The sequence below is a fragment of the Stenotrophomonas sp. CFBP 13724 genome (assembly GCF_014841975.1).
In the GTDB taxonomy this organism is placed as follows: Bacteria; Pseudomonadota; Gammaproteobacteria; order Xanthomonadales; family Xanthomonadaceae; genus Stenotrophomonas; species Stenotrophomonas lacuserhaii.
The window spans coordinates 1,550,771-1,570,961 of the sequence record NZ_JACYUW010000001.1; the positions used below are offsets into that span (position 1 = coordinate 1,550,771).

Below are 20,191 nucleotides of genomic sequence, written 5' to 3' on the forward strand. Positions count from 1 at the left end.
TAATGCGTATTCGTCGTGTCCATCAGGTTCCCCCTGTCATTGCTGGAGCCAGGACGGGCCGGCATCTCACCGGCCCGTCCGGCGTGCTTACCACTGGATGCCGGCACCTACAGCCACCCCGCCATCACCGCGGGTGTTGGTCGAACCGCTGAACTTGTAGATCCAGCGCCCGCCATCGGAGACGCCGGAAAGACCGACCGCCATGCCCGATTCGCCGTTGAAGCTGCCCGCCGCGAACGACGCCATGCTGCGACCGGCTTCGCTGGGCTGTGGCAGGGAGGCCACCGCCATCGCCGAGGCGATACCGGCCGAAGCGCGGTCATCGGTGCGCTTCAGGTTGCGGTCGAAGCTGTCCATGCGCTCATCGGTATAGGCCTTGGACCAGTCCAGGGTCTGCGCCATGCCGCTGCGCAGCTGGTCGACATTGACCGCGTCGGTGCCGGCGGTACCGGCGGCGACATTGCGTACCTGGGTCGGCCCACTGCCCGCCTGCCCCAGCGTCACGCTGCTGAAGTTGGTGGTGCCGTTGGTGTTGTTGTCATAGCGCAGCGTTCCCTGCTGCGAGGCCTGCAGCTGGCGGACATTGACCGCATCGGTGGCCTGGCTGCCATCGGCCACGTTGGCGATCTGCCTCTCGGCACCGACGCTGCCCACCGACACCGTGTTGGCACGGTCGGCGACCGAGCCGGCACCCAATGCCACCGTGTTGTCGGCCTGTGCCTGTGCGCCGTTGCCCAGCGCGGTGGCATTGGCACCGGCTGCACTGGAACCGGCACCGCCGGCGGCCGCGTTTGCCCCGCTGGCCGATGGATTGGCCAGGCCCTGCGAGTTGTTCACCTGGAACATGCCCGAGGTGCCGTTGTTGATGTTGTTGATCTGCTGGTCGGTGTAGCTCTTGGATTCGTCGATGGCGTAGTTCACCCCGTTCTGCAGCTGGCCGACATTGACCGCGTCATAGCGCTCTGACCCATCTGCCACATGGGTGACCTTGCGCTCGCCACCGCTGCTGCCCACCGACACTTCGCCTGCCGAGTTGCTGGCCCCGGCCTGGCCGTAGGCGCCGGTATAAGCGGCCTGCGCGCCGGTATCGGCGACCGAGCCTGCACCCAGCGCCACGCTGTTGTCGGCCGATGCATCGGCGCCATCGCCGATCGCCACGCTGGCCGCACCGGCTGCGCTGGCTTCAGGACCGACCGCCACCGCGTCGGTACCACTGGCTGTGGCGCCGGCCTTGGCCGAATTCACCGCCAGGAACGGGTTGCCACCGGCGATATTGTCGATGCGCTGGTTGATGTTCAGCAGCGAGGAATCCACCGCCGAGAACGCAACGGTGACATTGCCGTAGTCGTTGCCGGTCACCGTGCCATCGGTGGCGATGGATGAGATCCGGAAGGTCGGCGCGGTCCAGATGTTGCTTCCGCCGTCATACATCGTGGTACCTCCGAAATAGTTCGCCACGGTCTGGTTGGTCGCCGACAGCTGGTTGCCGGTGACCGCCTGGCGGCTGCCCGCGGTCACGCTGCCATCGTCCAGGTTGTCCAGCACCACCGCAGTGCCGCTGCCATCGCCGGCCAAGGTGATGCGGTTGCTCGCGTTGCCCGCCACATCGGCGTCGTACTTCACCGCCAGGCGGTCCACCGTATCGGTCTTGTCAGCGACATTGGCCAGCGAGGTGCTGACGGCATCGAAGGCAGTGCCTACGTCGTTGTAGTCACCGCTGCTGACGCTGCCATCCACGGCGACGTTGTTGAGCGTATAGGTCGGTGCAGTGACCGTACCGCTTGCATCCACGCCAGCGCCGCCACCGAGATGGGTGGCCACCGACTGGCTGCTCGCGAACAGCTGCGCACCGTTGATCGCTTCACTGCTGGTGGCCGATACCTCGCCCGCTGCCAGGTTGCTCAGCGTGGTCGCGGTGGCGCCATCACCCAGCGTGGCGCTGCTGTAATCCACGCTGCCATCGGCGGCGATGTCATAGCGCAGCGCCCCTTGTTCGGAGGCCTGCAGCTGGCCCAGGTTCACCGCATCGGTGGCGGCCGTCGCATCGGCGACGTTGGCCAGCTGGCGTTCGGCACCGGCGGCGCCGATGGACACCGTGCCATCCCGATCGGCGATGCTGCCCGAGCCGATCGCCACCGCGTTGGCCGCCGTGGCACTGGCGCCGCCACCGATGGCGACCGATTCAAGGCCGCTGGCAGCAGCATCCACGCCCGTCGAGTTGACCTTGAAGAAGCGCGACGCTTCACCGGTGCGGATGTCGTTGATCTGGGTGTTGAGGTTGACCAGCGAGCCGTCCACCGCCGCGAAGGCATCGCTGGCGTTGTCATACACGCCCGGGGCCAGCACGCCGTCGGCCGCGACCGAGGTGATCGCGAAGGCCGGGGCGGTGAACAGCGCGGTGGCCGGATCGAACGCGGTGGTGCCACCGAAATAGGCCACCAGTGCTTCATTGGTTGACAGCAACTGGGCGCCGGTGATCGCCTCGGTGCTGCCTGCCGCGACCAGGCCGTTGCTCAGGTTGCCCAGCCGGGTGGTGCCACTGCCGTTGCCCAGCGTGGCATTGCGGTAGTCGATGCTGCCGTCGGCGGCCACGTCGTAGCGCACCGCGCCCTGCTCCACCGCCTGCAGTTGACCTACGTTGACCGCATCGTTGGCGTCCACGCCATCGGCCACGTTGGCCAGCGTGGTGGTGCCGGTGCCTCCGCCCAGGGTGGCACGACGGTAGTCCGGCGCGCCGGTGCCATCGTCGTCGTAGGTGATGGCCATCACACCGACGTCGTTGATCAGCTCGACCGCACCCTGCAACTGCGCGACGTTGACCGCATCGGTGCCCAGGCTGCCGGCGGCCACGTTGCTGATCTGCCGCTCTCCGCCAGCAAAGCCCACCGACACTTCGCCGCTGGATACCTGCGCGGTGTCCAGGCCATACGCGTTGTAGCTGGCCTGTGCGCCACGCAGCGCGCTGGAACGGTAGCCCAGCGCCACGCTGTTGGCCTTGTCGGAGGTGGCTTCGGCACCCAGCAGCACCTGGCCGTTGGCGGTGCCGCTGGCGCTGTCACCGACGATCACCGAATGGCCCATGCGCGCGGCGTAGTCCGCCGTCGGCACGCCGGTGGGATCGGTCGGGTCGTTCACTCCATTGCCCGGGAACGCGAGGTTGGCATCCTGCAGCGGCAGCCGGTGGCTGGCGTTGGCGCCGATCACCACTTCACGCGAGCCATTCGCATACGCGCCATCGCCCATCAGCACCTGGTAGTCCTGGGCCGGGTTGACCGCCCAGCAGTCGATCGACACCACCCCCAGCACATCCAGGCACGAGGCGGCCCAGTCCGGCGCCTGGCCCGGCAGCACCAGGCCGAGCAGGCCATTGGGGTCGCCATTGTTGATGTTGTAGATGTAGCTGTCCGAGGTCACTCCGCCGATCAGGGTCAGGTGCGAGCTGCCGCCGGTGGTGGCGCCGCCCAGTCCATTGAGCAGCGTGCCGACCGGGGTCAGGTTGACCACCGGCAGGCCGAGCACGTTGGTGACCGAATAGGCCTGCTGCACGTTGGCACTGTTGACGGCCAGATTACCGTTGCGGACGTAGCCATCGCCGCCGAGCAGACCCTGCGCGGTCGGCCCGACCAGCGTGGACAGGGTGCCGACCAGGCCACCGCTGCCGATGATCAGGCCGGAATTGGGATCGGCCGGGCGCGGCGCCTTGGGGCTGGTCGGCGGAATGGCAGACGGCGAGGACAGGCCGAGACCATCGGTCACCCCGCCCACCAGTCCGCCTACGCCCCCCACGACCCCACCGACGACTCCGCCCAGGTCGCCCTGGACCAGACCGCCGACCGCGTCGCCGACGCCATCCAGCAGCGACCCGACTCCCCCGACCACGCTGCCCAGGTTGAGCCCGCTGGCCTGCGCGGCGGCGGTAGCCTGCGTGGCCAGCTTCGGATTGCGGTCAGCCACCGCCAGCAGGTGGGCTTCACCCTCCACGCCCACGCCACCGGCCACGCCGGTATCCAGGGCGGCGCTGACCACGGCATCGGTGGCGACCAGCTCTTCGTCCTTCGCGGCAAGGCGGACGGCGGCCTCGGCAGCAACCTTCGCATCCAGTGCGTCGGTGCCTGCAACCTCGGCGTCCACTGCGGTAGCCAGCTTTGCCTGCACCAGCGCGGCCGGGGTCGGTGCGACGGCGATGCCGGCATCGACCGAGGCGTTGATCGCAGCAAGCGTGCTAGAAGGCGCATCCACCGCGCCGATATCCGCCTTGACGCCAAGCTGCGCGGCGACGGCCGGTGCCGGCGCTGCGACGTTCGGCGTGCGCACCGCAGCCGCGACTTCCACCTTCGCGGGCAGCACATGACGGACCACCGGCAGGCGGCTGGCAACTCCCAGCGAAACGCTGGCATCGACGTTGGCCAACGCATTGCCCGCAGGCTGGCCGACGATGGCGGCCAGCGCTACGTCAGCATCCACCTTGACCGGGGCCTGCTGGGTGTACTTGGCCGCAAGTGCCTGCAGGTCGCGCAGGGTCTGGTTGTTCTCCGAAGCGGTTGCGGTACCGGCGCACAACGCAAGCGCCAGGGCAACGGCCAGCATCGCCGGCGCCGGCAGCGCGGCACGTTGATCGATGAGCGAGGAGGCGCCGTGGGCGCCGGTGGCCAGTTCAGAGGCCACGACCATGGCGCGCAGCTGCCTGCTCCACACCAAGCGGAAAATACGATTCATGAGTTCAGTCCCCCGTGGACGACGCTTCGTGAGTCAGAGATCTGCCTGCTGGCAGGTGACTGCTATTTGAGCGCGTGCAACGAAGGCGGGGCACTTCATTCCGGCAGGGCAAGCGCGCATTCCGGCAAGACCTCGACCAGATTCGGCAGCGCGATGCACCAATTCGGCAAGCGGGTCCTGCGCGCGTCCCGCACAGGTATCAGGCAGGTTGCCCGACGATCCCTGGCGCACCGGGTGCGCGCATCAACGTGTCGCGTGGCAGCTCGCCGAACACCTTGCGATAGTTGTCGGCGAAGCGCGAAAGATCCCACAGGCCGCAGCTCAGCGCGATCGCCTTGACCGAACGTCGACCGCCATCGGCCATCGACAATCCACGGCACGCCGCGCACAGGCGCAGCATCGACAGGTAGCGGTTGGGCGAGATCCCGAACAGATCCTCGAACGCATAGCGCAGGCCACGCTCACTGACCCCCGCCGCGTCACAGATCTCGTTCATGTAGATATTGCGCCGCAGGTTGAGGCGCATGAAGTTCTCTGCCCGTTGCACGATCAGGTAGTGGGTGCGCCGCGCACGGGTGTTCATCGCCTGTTCGCCCGGTCCGGCCGCCAGCAGTGCCTGCACGTGCTCGTGCAGCAGTCGCTCGCTGCCCTCGGCTGCCATCGCCGCAGCGTTGCCTGCCGCCAGTGCATCCTGCAGGTGGCGGTAGTGGTTGGCGAGCAGGGAATTGTCGGCAATCGAAAACAGATTCAGCGCTTGGCCGGACGGCGGCATGCTGCGCAGGCTGAGCTCGGAGAGCTTGCGCTGCAGCCGTGCCGCCGAGACCAGTACAAGGGTAAGTCGCGTGCCCGCGCCGAGGGCGAATTCACTGATGCCTTCCGGCAGCACGGTCAACACCGTGCCCGCGGTCAGCGGAACACCGTGGCACCAGCTCAATGCCGGGTCCGAGGCATGCACGTACCCCAGCAGGGCCCAGTCGGTGGGCAGCATGAACCGGCCACGTGCCTGGAAGCCGGTGACCGCATGGCAGAACAACGCTTCATCCTGTACCCGTGCGTCCACCGCTGCGCGCGGCCCGTTGCCATTCAGCAACACCAGTTCCACCTCACAAACGCGCAGCACGTTGCCCAGCGTGGCCAGGTCCATCGGCCTCAGCCCATCCGTGCTCTCGCTTCCCACACCATCTGCCATGACAGTGACGCCCCCCTTTCCAAGGTCCGTACGACGAGCCGTGCCGACCGCAACCATGCGACCGCTGCAGCGCCCCCGTTTTTTCTCGGGGTCGAGTATGCCTGATTATCTGTGGCCGCATACATTCGTAAACTGCGTGGCCGCGCAAGGATTAACTGTTAACCACCAGGCGTCAAATTTCCGTCGCTGCGCGGCCGCGTTACGGGATTTATTACGATCCAAACGTATTTAATTACGGGCACGGCCATTGCAGGCCGGGGCAATTTCGCATTTGTGCCGAATTTGCGTATCGATTGATGCGGTCGCCGGGTGAAACTACGGCACAGTAGCAACACGGTGGTTGGCTGGGGGACATCTGGCTACCCAGGGGAAACGTGATGATGTGACGTATATCTCACTATTGAGAGAGGCGACGGCGCGTTTGGCGTCATCGCGCTTCTGGCTCCTGAAACCTGCCACCCGTATTCACGGCCACATTATGTTGGCCGCGCCCTCGCATGGCCTTTGATTATCACCCCGGACCCGTCCAGTTAATCAAAAGGAGCCCCATGCAACCGTTGACAGGTAAAAGGAGAAAGCCGTCATGAATGCATCCATCCGCAAGTTCCTGAAAGAAGAAGACGGCGTCACCGCGCTGGAATACGGCCTGTTGGCCGCGCTAGTGGCGGGCGCTTTGGTTGTTGTCGCCGGCCCGGCGATCCGTACCTTCTTCACCACGTTGTTTGATGCCCTGACCGGCATGATCACCACCGCCACCGACTCTACCTGAGGCGTTGCCAGGCGGATGGATGAACCCGTCGTTGCAGGCTGCGGCCTGCAGGACGGGGGCGGCCTGCCGCCGCAGGTTGCATCGTTTCCAGGGAAAGGGAGGCCACATGTTGCTGTTCGCTATGCTGGCAACCACGTTGAGCATGCGGGTCATCGCCAGCGATCTGTACGCACGACGCGTACCCAACCGCTGGCTGCTGGGCGCACTGCTGCTGGGCGCGCTGCTGCTTGCCTGGCTGGCCATGCATCAGGGCATCGCCCGCATCGCGCCACACGCTGCCGGGCTGCTGCTGGGCCTGTGCAGCCTGCTTCCCTTCTACGTCATGCGCTGGATGGGCGCCGGTGACGTCAAATTCTTCGCCGTGCTCGGTTTCCTGCTCGGCTGGCAGGCACTGCTGCCGGTGTGGATCGGCGCCAGCCTGCTGGCCGGTGTGCACGCGGTGGCGGTGTACAGCTGGCGCAGCCTGCGCCTGTATCTCCCGCTGCGGCTGACACTGCTGCAGCACAACGCCGCCCAACACCGCGCACTGGCCCCTGCGCTGCATCAGCTGCAACAGGCACGCGGTGGCCGGCAAGGCATTCCCTATGCCGCCTATCTGGGCCTGACCAGCATCTGCTGGATCGGCTGGACCCTGCTCGGGGGTGCGCAATGACACGTCTCAGCCTGCGTCCGCGAAAATCACAACGCGGCGTCGTCACCATCGAATACGCCTTCATGCTCATGTTCGGGGTGATCCCACTGCTGCTGCTCACCTACACCGGCGTGATGCTGATGGCGGTGCAGCAGACCCTGGCCACCGCCTCGTCGGAGGGCGCGCGCGCATCGCTGCGCTTCGCCCCGCTGGACCAGCGCCGGGTGGCGGCCTGCGAAGCGGCGCGGCGCTCCATGCAATGGCTGCTGACCTATGCCGCGCAGACACCGGACTGCAGCAGCGCCAGCAGCGCACCGATCGTGGTCTCCTCGGCGGCGCCCTGTTCCGGGTTGGCAGATGCGCAGTGCATGCAGGTGTCGGTGAGCTTCGATTACCGCGCCACCCCGTTTCTTCCAGGCACCGGCCAATTGTACGGCTGGGTGCTGGACCGACCCATCAGCAGCACCGCCGTCGCCCAGCTCGACCTGGGCAGCAACTGAAAGGCGCAAGGAGACGTTCCATGCTCAGGTTCACCCGCATCGCCGCCATCGCCTTGATCGCCCTCGCCGTACTGCTGGCCGTGGTCGCCTTCGTGATCGGCCGTCGTGCCGCGACAACGCAGGCACCCACTGCCGCGCCCGCCCTCGCCGCCAGCGAAACACCGCAGGGCGTCATGGTGGTGGAGGCCGGCGGCCGCCTGGCCGCAGGCGTGCCGATCGAGCCAGGCCAGGTGCGCATGGCCCGCCGCCCGCAGCCACCGGCAGGTGCCTACCTGGACGTGGTCAGCGTGGTCGGGCTGGTACCGACCCAGGACGTACCCGAAGGCACGGTGCTGCAGCAGGGCCTGTTGGCGCAGGGTTTTTCGCTGCAGCTGCGTCCGGGCGAGCGCGCGCTGGCGGTGCCGGTGGATGAACTGGCAGCCGCCGGCAACCGGATCCTGCCCGGCGATTTCGTCGATGTGTTCCTCAACCTGAAGGGCAGCCAGGGCTACGGTGAACAGGAGGCCGCGCAGGCACGGCTGCTGTTGTCGCGGCTGCGGGTGCTGAGCTACGGCGCACACGATCTGCGTCCGCCGCAGCCATCGCCACAAAGCGAAGCCGGGGCCACCGCCAGCACGGAAGGCGATCCGCGTGCAGCCGACATCCGCGGCGCCAGCGCGGCCGGCAGCGCGTCGTCGTCAGGCACACCGGAGGCGCCGGCGCGTAGCGCGGTGCTGGCCGTGCCGGTCGCCGATGCCAACCGCCTGCTGCTCGGCGCGCAGCAGGGCAAGTTGTTCCTGGCCCTGCGCAATCCTTCCGATACCGGCATCGCCGACCCCTCGCTGTTCCCCCTGCCCCGGCCGGTCCTGGCCGCGGCACGTGGCCTGGAGGGCGAGCGCGCCGCCGCGCTGGCGCAACCGGAAAACGATGCCTACGCCGGGCTGGACGGCGATGCACTGGCAGGCCGCAACAGCGTGCGTGCAGCGCCGCCGGTGGCAGCCACCGCCGTACCGGCACGCCGCAGCAGCGCCCCGCGCGCACCGGCCGGCATTGAAATCATCCGCGGTAGCGGCACCCCCTGAACGAGACGAGACCGACCATGACGTATCGCTGCACCCCTCGCCTGTTCCGCCGACCGCTGCTGCTGGCCCTGCTGGCCGTGGCGCTGGCCTGCCCCCCCGGGCTGCAGGCCCAGGCCCAGCCGGATTTCGTCCTGCAGACCCGCGAACAACGCCCGTGGACGCTGCCGGCCAACCTGGAACGGGTGGCCATCGCCGACCCCGGCGTGGCCGATGTGGTGATGCTGCGCGGCAACCGCCAGGCGCTGCTGGTCGGCAAGGCGCCCGGCACCACCACCCTGCTGTTGTGGCAGCGCGGCCAGTCCGAACCGCAACGCCTGCAGGTGGACGTGCGCAGTGCGGTACAGGGCGGCCTGGCCATCGAAGGCGGAACCGCGTTGACCGTGCAGGGCAACGACGCCCTGCTCAGCGGCAGCAGCCCGTCACTGCTGGATCATGCGCAAGCGCGCAAGGCCGCCGAGGCGGCAACCGGTGCTGACGGCCGGGTTGCCGATGTATCCACCGTGGGCATCGGCGGCGTGGTCCAGGTGGAAGTGAAAGTGGTGGAGTTCAACCGCAGCGTACTGCGCCAGATCGGGATCAACTTCCAGAACCAGAACGGCGGCTTCTCATACGGCATCGCGCGCCCGGGTGGCGTGGCCAGCGGCGATGGGGACAGCGGCAGCACCCCGCTGCAATCGGCGTTCAAGCTGGTGTTCGGCTCCAGCAAGGACCTGTGGAGCGCCGACATCGACCTGCTGCAGAGCAATGGCATGGCGCGCGTGCTGGCAGAACCGACCCTGGTCGCACTGTCCGGCCAGAGCGCCAGCTTCCTGGCCGGCGGTGAGCTGCCGTTGCTGGAACCGCAGGGACTCGGTACCACCACCATCACCTACAAGCCGTTCGGCATCGGCTTGACGGTATCGCCGACGGTGCTGTCGGCCGACCGGATCGCCTTGAAGGTGGCGCCCGAAGCGAGCGACCTGGACTACAGCAACGCACTGACCCTCAACGGCGTGCAGGTGCCTTCGATCAGTACCCGGCGTGCCGATACCACCGTCGAGCTGGGCGATGGCGAAAGCTTCGTGATCGGCGGGCTGGTCAGCAGCACCGTGGCCTCCACCGTCAACAAGCTGCCGCTGCTGGGCGACCTGCCCATCATCGGTTCGTTCTTCCGCAACCTGGACTACAAGCGCCAGGACAAGGAACTGGTGATCATCGTGACGCCGCGGCTGGTCAAGCCGCTGGCCCGCAATACCGAATTGCCGCTGCCAGGTGACCGCGAAGCGCGCGCCAACCTGCCGGTGTGGGGTTCCTGGCTGATCGGGCCGGCCGGGCCTGACGCCGTCCCCGGCTTCTCGCGCTGATCCATGACCGGAGCACCCAGCACATGCCCTTCGCCACTGCACGCCAGCTGCCTTCGTCGGGATTGCCGATGAACCTGGTCGTGTTCGCCAGTGACCGGGAGCTGCTGTCACGGCTGGCGGCGAAGTTGCCGCCGCATTGGCCGTTGACCTACCACGACGCCGGTTTCCCCGGCGCGGTGCAGCAGTTGCGGGTCGCCCCCCAGACGCTGGTGCTGCTGGATTTCCATGCGACGCGCGCGGCGGCGTCGGCCGAACTGGTGCGACAGATACGCCAGCTGCGCCCGGAACTGGCGATGGTCGCGGTGGGTGCCACCAGCGTCAACCAGGTCGAGGGCGTGGTCACCGCACTGCGCGTCGGGCTGCGCGACTTCGTCGACCTGGATGCCGATACCGAAGAGGTGCAGGCCGTGCTCAGGCGTGCCACCGCGCCTGCCGCAGCCGCGATCCCGGTAGCGACTCGCAAGGCGCCGCTGACGTTGATGCTGGGCGTGCGCCCCGGCATGGGAACCAGCACGCTGGCTGCGCACCTGTGCGTGCTGGCGCAGCAGATGCGCGCGGCCGGCAACAGCCAGGACGTGCTGCTGCTCGACATGGGCCAGCCGGCGGGCGATGTGGCCTTGTACCTCAACATCGAAAGCCGGTTCCACTACGACGAAGCTCTGCGCAGCGCCAGCCGGCTCGATGCCACCCTGGTGCGCACCGCGATGGCCCGCCATCCAGGCGGGCTGGTACTGCTGGATCGCGCCGTGGGCAGTGAATCGCTGCCGCCCAGCGATCCGGGCCTGCTGCTCAAGCGCCTGTGCGGCCTGTTCTGCAGCGTCCTGTGCGAACTGGGCGGGACGCCGTTGCGGCAGATCCCCGGCGCACTGCTGGAACATGCCGATGAGATCTGGCTGGTCACCGATGGTGCCATCGCCAGCCTCGTATCTCTGGACCAGGTGCTCAAGCAGTTGCCGCCAGGTGTGCGCGAAGGTGACCGGCTGAAGCTGATCGTCAACCGAAACGATGAAGAGGCCGGCATGGCTGCCGCGCAGATTGCCGAACGCTTCCAGCTGCCGTTGCTGGCCACCCTGCCCGAGCGCCCGCGTCTGCGCGCCAGTGCCAGCCAGGGCCGCCTGTTGCTCGATGACGCACCGCGCGACCCGTACCTGCGGGCGCTTGCCCCGCTGCTTGCCCGTTTCGACCCGACCACCAGCCCACCGGAGGCGCAGGGACTGCGCGACCGGTTCGCCTCCGCCCTGAGTAGCCTGCAATGGAAGACAAAGTGATGCCCTTCCCGAATGCACCGTTCCGCGAGGTGCCGGCCGAACCCGCCGCGACGCCGTTCGCGCAGACCGACCAGTACCAGAAGGTGCTGTCGGCCGCGCACGAGCACCTGTTGAACCGGATCGAGGATGAGCGGATCGACATCGACGCCTGGGCGCCGGATACGGTCAGCCGCTGGGCCCAGGGCGAAACGGCAGCGTTCGTGCAGGAGTGGCGCATCCCGATCAACGAGCAGGAAATGCAGGACGTCGCTGCCGGGCTGGTCAAGGAATTGACTGGTTTCGGGCCGCTGGACGACCTGCTGCGCGACCCGACCATCGAAGACATACTGATCAACGGCTACAAGGACGTGCACGTCTCGCAGGGCGGCCGGCTGCAGCGCGCCACCCAGCGCTTCACCGATGACACCCACCTGCTGCGCATCCTGCGCCGGATCATCGCCCCGCTCGGCCGCCGCCTGGATGACTCCAACCCGATGGTCGATGCGCGCCTGCCCAACGGCGGCCGCCTCAACGCGATCATCGCGCCACTGGCCGTGGACGGTCCGATGGTGTCGATCCGCAAGTTCCGCAAGGATCCCTACACGCCGGAGGAGCTGCTGCAGATGGGCACCTTCGACAAGCCGATGCAGGCGCTGCTGCAGGCCATGGTGCTGGGTCGCTGCAACATCCTGGTGTCCGGCGGCACCAGCTCGGGCAAGACCTCGCTGCTCAATGCACTGGCGCATTACATCCCCGCGAACGAGCGCGTGCTGACCGTGGAGGACACCGCCGAACTCTCGCTCAACCATCCGCACGTGGTGCGTCTGGAAAGCCGGCTTGGCGGTGCCGATGGACAAGGCGCGGTGAGCATCCGCGACCTGGTCCGCAACAGTCTGCGCATGCGTCCGGACCGCATCGTGGTCGGCGAGGTGCGTGGCGCCGAAGTGCTGGAAATGCTGCAGGCGATGAACACCGGGCATGACGGCTCCATGGCGACCATCCACGCCAATTCGCCGCGCGACTGCCTGTACCGGATCGAGATGCTGGCCGGCTTCGCCGGCTTCCAGGGCAGCGAGGACAGCCTGCGCCGGCAGATCGCCAGTGCGATCGATTTCATCGTGCAGATCTCCCGTCTCGGCAGTGGCAGGCGCGTGCTCGTCTCCATCACGGAAATCACCGGGGTCAGCGACAACATGATCTCCACCCAGGAGATGTTCCGCCACGAGGTGCAGATCGACGAAGCCGGCCGTGAAACCGATCGCTGGATTGGTCTCGGCTTCCATCCGCATTCGCACAAGCTCGAGCCGTTCCGGCAGGCGCTGCGCGACTCCTTCAGCCCCGGGGCGTGGTGACGGTGGGTATCGTCCTGCTGCTGCTGAGCTTTGCCGCGCTGCTCGGCGCCGGCGCAATGCTGCTGCTGGGCAGCGCGCAGCGGCGCGCGCGTGCGCAGGCCACGCTCGTCCATGCAGAACAGCGCCTGCAGCGCAGCGCTGTGTCGATGGCGGCTACGAACGCTGCGGCGCCTTCAGCGGCGGCGGTGGCACTCGCCGGTCCTGCCGCCGTCGATGGCAAGGCAACGGCGGCCGGCCGCCCCTCCCTGCCCTGGGACGCCGCCCTGCTGCGCGCCGGGATGAAACCCGGCTGGCGTGCGCCGGTGCTGGCGCTGGTGCCGGGACTGGCCCTGGCCGGCTTTGCGGCGATGCGGCTGGGCACCGGCTGGGCCTTCCCGCTGACCCTGCTGCTGTACGTGCTGGTCGCATGGCTGCTGTTGCAGCGGCGCATCGGCAAGCTGCAGCAGAAGCTGATCCGTCAGCTGCCGGATTTCCTCGACAACCTGGTGCGCCTCACCGCACTGGGCAACAGCCTGCAGATGTCCTACCAGACCGCCTCGGTACAGACCGTGGCGCCCCTGCGCGAGCTGCTCGACACCACCCTGCGCAACGCGCGCGGGGGCATGGATCTGGACCGTGCACTGGCCCAGGCGGCCGCGCCATGGCGGGTGGAAGCACTCGACGTGCTTTCGGTGGTGTTGGGCGTGTGCGTGCGCATCGGCGGCCGATCGGACCAGGTGCTGCAGCGGCTCAGCGATTTCATGCGCGACCTGGATCAGGCCCAGCAGGAGCTCAAGGCGACCACGTCTGAAACGCGGATGTCAGCCTGGGTGCTGGCCCTGCTGCCGCCGATCAGCGCACTGATGATGGCGCTGGCCAGCCCGGGCTTCTTCGAACCGATGCTGCGCGAGCCGCAGGGCCACAAGATCCTGCTGGCGGCGCTGGGACTGGAGCTGGTCGGCGGCTTCCTGCTGTATCGGCTGGCCAAATCCATATGAACCGCACTCCGAACGCCGCAGGAGCAGAGCGATGAACCCGGCTACGTTGTGGATCCTGGCACTGGTGCTGCTTGCTGCCGGTATGGCGCTGTTCGGCGTGGCGTACTGGGTGCAGGGCGCCCGCCTGCAGCGTAGCGAAGCCACCCTGGAAGCGGCCCTGCAACCGCGCGGGCCGGCCACGCCGGCCGCGCCGCCCGCCGCGCGCAGCCGATGGGCATGGCTGGAGCAGTTCGGTGCGCAGTTCAGCGGCAGCCGCATCGAAGGCGCACTGCTGGCCAGCGAGGACCGCATGCTGCTCGACCTGGGCGGCTGGAACACCCGCAGCGGCACTGCCATCTACCTGGCATTGCGGCTGCTGCTGGCGCTGTCGGTACTGCTGCTGGTACTGGCGCTTGCCCCTGTAGACGGCATGGCCGGCCTGCTGACCTGTGTCGGCGCGCTGGCTGCCGGGCTGCTGCTGCCCAAGGTCGTGCTGGGCATCTGGGCCGGACGACGGCGCAGGCGCGTCGGCAACGAACTGCCGATGCTGATCGACCTGCTGCGCCTGCTGCAGGGCGTGGGCTTCAGCATGGACCAGAGCCTGCAGACGCTCGGCGACAAACTGCGTCCGGCGCTGCCGGTGCTCGGCCAGGAAATCCATGATGCCAACGTCAACTACAGCCTGGGCCGCAGCCGTCCGCAGTCGCTGCGCCGCTTGTCCGAAGCCTATGACGACGAAGACCTGCGCAGCCTGGTGCAGCTGATCGTGCAGGTCCATGCGCACGGCGGTGCGGTGCAGGAACCGTTGAAGCAGTTCAGCGTGCGGCTGCGCGAACAGCGGCGGCACGCGCTGAAGGAAAAGGTCGGCAAGCTCTCGGTGAAGATGACCGTGGTGATGATGGTGACCCTGCTGCCGGCATTGATGCTGGTGCTTTCCGGTCCGGCGCTGATGGCGCTGGCCTCAACCCTTACCCGGATGTAGCGCCCATGCTGCGACCCTTGATCCTTGTCTGCTGTTTCGCCCTCGCCGCCTGCTCACAGACCGTGGGCGGCTATCGCCAGGCTGCACCCAGCCTCGCCGAACCCGGTGCCGACGCGGTGGATACCCGCAGCACCTACCTCGACCTGATCCGGCGCATGCAGAAACAGGGCGCGTACTACGCTTCTTTGGCGCACATCGACGCATTCCGCCAGCGCCACGGCGACAGTCCCGCGCTGCGCCTGCTGCAGGCCGATGCGCTGCGCCACACCGGCCAACTGGATGCCGCCGGCGCGCTGTATGACGGACTGACCCGTGGCGAGCAGGCCGCAGCGGCGTGGCACGGACTGGGCCTGATTGCCGCCCAGCGCGACCAGGATGCAGTGGCCGAGGCCGCACTGGCACGCGCCGCCCAGCTGACCCCACTGGACACCGCCGTGCTCGGCGACCTGGGCTATGCGCGGCTGCGTGCCGGCCAGCTGGAGCAGGCCCGCGCACCGCTCGCACAGGCGTTGGAGCTGGCTCCGGACGATGCCCGCGCGGTCGCCAACCTGGCGGTGTGGGCGCTGCTGCGCGGCGACACCGCCACCGCCGAACGCCTGATGCAGCAGGGCAAGGTCAGCGAGACCACCCGCGCCGAAGTGCAACGGCAGGCCATTGCCCTGCGTCAGCGTAGACCAGCTGTCGCGACCGCAGCCGCAGCGGCCGCGCAGACCACAGCCGCCCCCGCAGCGGCCGCCGGGCGTGCCGACAGCGTGCCGCGCCGCGTACCGGTTGATCCACGCGCGGTCTCCGCCGTTGCCCAAGGCACTGCCGAGCGCCCCGATTCAACCCTGCCGGCGACCATGCTCGAACGCTTCGGCCGCCCGACCCCTCCCACGGAGAGCACCCGATGACCCGTTCCCTGACCCTTGCACGCGGGCTGGCCGTGTCGGTACTGCTGGCCGCTGGCCTCGCCCACGCGCAGCAGGCGCCGGTCACCGGACGCATGCTCGGCGGCTCCGTACCCGCGCCGGCGCAAGCCCGCGCTGCAGCGCCCGCACCTGCACCGACCCGTGCCGTGCCGGAACCGGGCCCGCAGCATGCCGGACCGCTACCGCCACCGCGCTACGCCGATGCCCCGGTCGCGCCCTTGGTGCAGCGGGCAGCGCGTCCCGAACCCGGCGATGCCACCCGCCACCTGCTGCAGTTGCAGGCATCCGGCGCACAGGGCGGGCGCAGCCTGCCGGTGCTGGGTGACCAGGCCCACGCCAGCTACGCGCGTTACCTGAGAAGCTTCGAACATGACCTCCCCGAGTTCTTCGAGAACACCGTCGGCCAGAGCACCCCGGGCGGGAGCAACTGAGCATGCCGCGTCCGCGCACGCCTGGCTTCCCACACCGGCAGCGCGGCGCCATGTCGGTGACGATGCTGCTGGTGATGATCGGCCTGGTGGCGATGCTCGGCCTGGTGGAAATCGGTTACCTCTACTGGGCAAAGCGCGACGCGCAGAAGGTCGCCGACCTGTCGGCGATCGCCGGTGCGCAACGATTGGACCTGTGCAACGCCAGCTACAGCGACAACAGCGCGGCACGCAACAATGCCGAACGACAGAACCGCTTTGCCGGCACCCTGGCCATCCAGTGTGGGAGTTGGAACACCAACCATCCGGCCCTCGACCATTTCGTGGCGGGCGTCTCGGCGAGCCATCCGCTCAACGCGGTCAAGGTGACCGCCAGCCGCAGCGTGGTCCCGTTCTTCGGCCAGAACGCATCGCTGCCGCAGATCAGTGCGCAGGCCGTGGCCAAGCGCAGCGCGCCCACCGCGGTGTTCAGCGTCGGCTCGCAACTTCTGCGGGTCGATGGCAACACCCCGCTGGGCAGCACGCTGAAACTGGTCGGCGTGGACCTGGACCAGACCACCCTGCTCGGCTATGACGGGCTGGCCCAGGCACGCGTCACCCCCGGCGGGCTGCTGCAGGCGCTGGGCATTCCGGTGGATGCCAACATCAGCATCGGCGATTTCAACGCGCTGCTGGCCGCGCACAAGGTATCGCTCGGGCAGCTGGTCGATGCCACCGCCAGTGTCCTCGCACGCAGTGGCGTGGCCGGCGCCGACCTGCGCCTGCTGCGCGACGCGCTCGGCACGAAACTGGACCTTGATGCACTGGCCGTGCAGCTGGGCAGCGACGCCAGCGGCAGTGGCCTGTTCGCCAAGCTCACCGCACCGGACGGGTCGGCCTCCAGTGCACTGCAGGCCGGTGTCAGCGCATTGGACCTGCTGACCACCGGCATCACCATCGCCAGTGATGGCCGCGGCGTGTCGATCAACCAGTTGAACCTGCTCGGCGACGCGGTCAGCGTGCGCACAGGCGTGGTCGAACCACCGTCGATCGGCATCGGCGGCGTGGGGGCGACAGCTTACAACGCGCAGGTACGCGTAGTCGCCGACGTCGATACCAACGGTATCCGGATCCTCGGCCTGGGGCTGGGCCAGCTGCTCGGCAACCTCGGCATCCGGGTCAAGCTGCCGGTGCACGCCGATGTGACCAACGCGATGGGCACGCTGGTGTCGCTCCAGTGCACCACCGAACGTCCGACAGCGACCATCCGCGTGGATGCCTCGGTACTGCGCAGCTGCGTCGGCAAGGTCACCGAAGCGGAGCGCTTCTCCACCCGCAATGTGTGTGGCACCAGTCTGCAGAACGAGCAGATGATCACCCTGCTCGGCGCGTCACTGGTCAATGACAAAATCAGTCTGGATGCGCTGCAGGACAGCCAGCAGGTCACCCTCGCCGCGGGCGAGACCGCCTCCACCCGGATCAATCCGCTGCTGATCGGCGATACCGTCAGCCACATCGTCGAGGAACTGCTGCGGGTGCTGTCCAACCTGCTCAGCCCGGCCAACAGCGGCATGGGCACCAGCCAGGCCGCCGACAACCTGGCCGACCAGCTGCTGAAGGCGGCCAATCCAGGCGGCGGGCGCTACAACGTCAACGACACCGTGACCTTCCTGCGCCGCACCCAGGCCCACAATGGCATCGAACCGTTCGCCGAGTGGCAGCTGGCCAACGGGGTCCCCTATGCATGCAACCTGCTCGGCCTCAACACCTGCTTCAGGACCGGCCCGGTCTGGGACGGCTTCAAGGCCACCGTCACCGGCGAGGGCCTGGGCGTGCTCAACGGCCTGCTGGGTTCGCTCACCGGCGGCCTGCTGATCAACCGCTGCGACAGCCTGATCAGCAACCTGGTCGGCTACAACAGCTGCGTGCAGAAGAACCTGGCCTCCTACCTGCAGACGGCACCGGAAGGCGTGCTCGACGCCTACCTCGGCAGCGGCGTCACTGCGCCGGGCAACCAGATCAGCTGCAAGGGCCTTCTGTGCACCCTGCTCAAGCCGGTGCTGGACGTGCTGAAGCCTGCCCTCAACGGCATCGGCACCCTGCTTACCACCACGCTGGCCAATGTGCTCGGGCTGGAACTGGGACGCACCGATGTGCACGTGCAGTCGATCCAGTGCAACAGCGCGCAGCTGGTGTACTGAATGCGATACCGGTGGCATTGGCGACGGAATCGCGCATGCTAGACTGCGTTCGGGGAACTATCGACATCAACAACAATCCACTCGTGGGTGGTCCATACATGCGACATGACTCAGGGACGGCAGCGCCCATCCGGCGCACGCGCGTCGTAGCGGCTGCACTGGCGATGATCCTATCCGTGCCGTCGGCTTACGCCGCACGCGCAGAGCGCACGCCGATTCCGGATACCGAACGCACCGCGCCGGTGGCACGCAATTCGGTCGACGAACTGCGCCAGCTCATGGACGCCAAGCAGCTGACCGAGCTGCGCACCACCTACAACGGCAACTACGGTGCCAGCCTGCTGTTCAATCCCAGCACGCTGAACTACTACGTGGCGCTGTTCCAGGAAAAGAATTTCTGGCGCGTGATCAAGACCGATTCGGTGGAGAACGCCGAGCACGTCTACCGCACCTTCGTGCAGCAGACCGAGCAGCTGGCGCAGGTCAACATCGACACCATCCGCCTGGATGCCGGAAAGCGCTACACCGAACGCCTGGTCAGCTTCAATGAAGAGCGCCTGCGCACCCTGCAGGCGCAGGTTGAGCAGGAACGCGCGCAGTCGCTGCAGGTCAGTACCGCGCTGCAGCAGGCACAGCAGCAGGCGGTCAGCCTGAGCACCGAACTGCAGAGCAGCAACAGCCAGCTCGGCACGTTGCAGCAGCGCATCCAGCAGCTGCAGCTGCAGCAGGGCAATCCGGAAACCACGCTGCCCACGCCGGCCCCGCCGCCGTCGCCGGCCCCGCAGGTCGACTGATCCGACCGTCGTAGCCGGTCCGATGGCGCTGCAAAGTGCCATCGACGGTCAGTCCGCGCCGGGCGGGACGTTGCAGGGTGGCTCGCCCGCGCAGGGTGCATCGCCGCCGTGCAGGCGCCAGGCATCGCGCAGGCGGCGGCGCTGTTGCGGCGAGGCATACAGATACGCATTGAGCGCCTCAAGGAAGGCAGCCTGCCCTTTCGCGTCGAGCTCGGAGAACCGGGCCAGCATGATCACGATAGGGGCGGGTGGAAGGGGCAGCACATCGGCACCGGTTGATCCACGACATTGCATGCCACCATAGAGGCATGCGCACGCGCCGCGTATCGGACCAGGACTAAACGCTACTCCGCTTCGGCCGCATTCGCCCGGGCCTGCTGCGAGGCATTCACCAGGCCATGGGCAATGGCGTACTGGAACACATCGGCATCGGTCGCCAGCCCGAGCTTGCGCATCGCCGCCACCTTCTGCGTGCTGATGGTCTTGCGCGAGCGTCCGATGCGGGCAGCGATCTCGATCACCGAAAGCCCTTCGGCATACATGCGCAGCACTTCCTTCTCGCGCTTGGACAACGGCTGGCCCTCGTCATCCGCCCCGGCTTCCGGCACCAGGCGCGCCCGCACCTGCGGCGACAGATAGCCGCCCTGCGCCCACGCCATCCGCAGCGCCGGCAACACTTCCTCGATCGGATCGCTCTTGCTGACGATGCATTCCACGCCCGCCGCCAGGATGTTGTTCAGCACCAGTGGGCTCTCCATGCCGGTCAGCACCACCAGCCGGGTCTGCGGGAACCGGCGATGCAGGAACCGCAACATGGCGATGCCGTCACCGTACTGCCCATGCGGCATCGAAAAATCGGTGACCACCACATCCACCTCCTGCCCGCTGACCAGCGCCACCAGGGCAGTGGAGTCCTTCACCACGCCCACGACCTCAATGTCGGCCTCGGACTGGAGCAGATGGGTGATCCCGGCCAGCAGCACGGGGTGGTCATCGGCGATCGCTATGCGAAGTGGCACGTCATCGGCCCATGGGTTGAGGGTATGCCGGGAACTATATGCCACCTTCAATCGAAGCTGTCATATAGTTGCGCCGCGCCCCCTTTCTGCAGGGGCTGACCACGAAAGCTGGA

Annotated in this window: 17 protein-coding genes; 13 read left to right on the forward strand and 4 right to left on the reverse strand. The window is 67.7% G+C overall.

Annotation, left to right across the window (positions count from 1 at the left end; genetic code table 11):
• Positions 1–87: 87 nt before the first annotated feature.
• Together IFT63_RS06745 and IFT63_RS06750 are read right to left on the reverse strand one after the other, a co-directional pair.
• A complete protein-coding gene (locus tag IFT63_RS06745; protein WP_192083615.1) occupies positions 88–4,716 on the reverse strand; it encodes a YadA-like family protein in 4,629 nt (1,542 codons plus the stop codon).
• A gap of 199 nt (positions 4,717–4,915) precedes the next feature.
• A complete protein-coding gene (locus IFT63_RS06750; protein WP_192083616.1) occupies positions 4,916–5,905 on the reverse strand; it encodes a helix-turn-helix domain-containing protein in 990 nt (329 codons plus the stop codon).
• A 583-nt stretch (positions 5,906–6,488) separates the two neighbouring features.
• Here IFT63_RS06750 and IFT63_RS06755 point away from each other — a divergent pair.
• From IFT63_RS06755 to IFT63_RS06815, 13 genes are all read left to right on the forward strand, one after another.
• On the forward strand, positions 6,489–6,674 hold the full coding sequence (locus tag IFT63_RS06755) for a Flp family type IVb pilin (RefSeq protein ID WP_192083617.1): 186 nt from the start codon (positions 6,489–6,491) through the stop codon (positions 6,672–6,674).
• 106 nt (positions 6,675–6,780) lie between these two features.
• Positions 6,781–7,326 (forward strand): prepilin peptidase, encoded by a 546-nt coding sequence (locus IFT63_RS06760; RefSeq protein WP_192083618.1) that lies wholly within the window; start codon positions 6,781–6,783, stop codon positions 7,324–7,326.
• Positions 7,323–7,805 carry a pilus assembly protein gene (locus tag IFT63_RS06765; protein WP_192083619.1) on the forward strand — a complete coding sequence of 161 codons (483 nt, stop codon included), beginning with the start codon at positions 7,323–7,325 and terminating at the stop codon, positions 7,803–7,805. Before IFT63_RS06760 ends, IFT63_RS06765 begins: the two co-directional genes overlap by 4 nt.
• 20 nt (positions 7,806–7,825) lie before the next feature.
• Positions 7,826–8,866 carry a Flp pilus assembly protein CpaB gene (gene cpaB / locus IFT63_RS06770; RefSeq protein ID WP_192083620.1) on the forward strand — a complete coding sequence of 347 codons (1,041 nt, stop codon included), beginning with the start codon at positions 7,826–7,828 and terminating at the stop codon, positions 8,864–8,866.
• Positions 8,867–8,883: 17 nt separating this feature from the next.
• Positions 8,884–10,209, forward strand: a complete 1,326-nt coding sequence (locus IFT63_RS06775) for a type II and III secretion system protein family protein (RefSeq protein ID WP_042614763.1) — start codon at positions 8,884–8,886, stop codon at positions 10,207–10,209.
• A gap of 23 nt (positions 10,210–10,232) precedes the next feature.
• The gene (locus IFT63_RS06780) at positions 10,233–11,477 is read left to right on the forward strand and encodes a fimbrial protein (protein WP_192083621.1); all 1,245 of its coding nucleotides are present in this window, start codon (positions 10,233–10,235) and stop codon (positions 11,475–11,477) included.
• Positions 11,462–12,808: a CpaF family protein gene (locus IFT63_RS06785; RefSeq protein WP_042614761.1), complete on the forward strand. Its 1,347-nt coding sequence runs from the start codon at positions 11,462–11,464 to the stop codon at positions 12,806–12,808. The genes IFT63_RS06780 and IFT63_RS06785 overlap by 16 nt, the downstream gene beginning before the upstream one ends.
• Positions 12,809–12,810: 2 nt before the next feature.
• Positions 12,811–13,785, forward strand: coding sequence for a type II secretion system F family protein (locus IFT63_RS06790; RefSeq protein ID WP_342450469.1), 975 nt, complete (start codon positions 12,811–12,813; stop codon positions 13,783–13,785).
• A 31-nt stretch (positions 13,786–13,816) separates the two neighbouring features.
• Positions 13,817–14,746 carry a type II secretion system F family protein gene (locus IFT63_RS06795; protein WP_042614760.1) on the forward strand — a complete coding sequence of 310 codons (930 nt, stop codon included), beginning with the start codon at positions 13,817–13,819 and terminating at the stop codon, positions 14,744–14,746.
• A 5-nt stretch (positions 14,747–14,751) separates the two neighbouring features.
• Positions 14,752–15,639 carry a hypothetical protein gene (locus tag IFT63_RS06800; protein ID WP_042614759.1) on the forward strand — a complete coding sequence of 296 codons (888 nt, stop codon included), beginning with the start codon at positions 14,752–14,754 and terminating at the stop codon, positions 15,637–15,639.
• Positions 15,636–16,088: a DUF3613 domain-containing protein gene (locus IFT63_RS06805; protein WP_192083623.1), complete on the forward strand. Its 453-nt coding sequence runs from the start codon at positions 15,636–15,638 to the stop codon at positions 16,086–16,088. The genes IFT63_RS06800 and IFT63_RS06805 overlap by 4 nt, the downstream gene beginning before the upstream one ends.
• 2 nt (positions 16,089–16,090) lie before the next feature.
• On the forward strand, positions 16,091–18,265 hold the full coding sequence (locus IFT63_RS06810; RefSeq protein ID WP_192083624.1) for a TadG family pilus assembly protein: 2,175 nt from the start codon (positions 16,091–16,093) through the stop codon (positions 18,263–18,265).
• Positions 18,266–18,429: 164 nt separating this feature from the next.
• Complete coding sequence (locus tag IFT63_RS06815) at positions 18,430–19,059, forward strand: DUF2968 domain-containing protein (RefSeq protein WP_249404354.1); 630 nt, start codon at positions 18,430–18,432, stop codon at positions 19,057–19,059.
• 48 nt (positions 19,060–19,107) lie between these two features.
• Here the strand turns inward: IFT63_RS06815 and IFT63_RS06820 are convergent, their stop codons facing one another.
• Positions 19,108–19,296, reverse strand: coding sequence for a hypothetical protein (locus tag IFT63_RS06820; protein ID WP_192083626.1), 189 nt, complete (start codon positions 19,294–19,296; stop codon positions 19,108–19,110).
• 107 nt (positions 19,297–19,403) lie between these two features.
• Positions 19,404–20,078: a response regulator gene (locus IFT63_RS06825; protein WP_192083627.1), complete on the reverse strand. Its 675-nt coding sequence runs from the start codon at positions 20,076–20,078 to the stop codon at positions 19,404–19,406.
• Between the last annotated feature and the right edge of the window lie 113 nt (positions 20,079–20,191).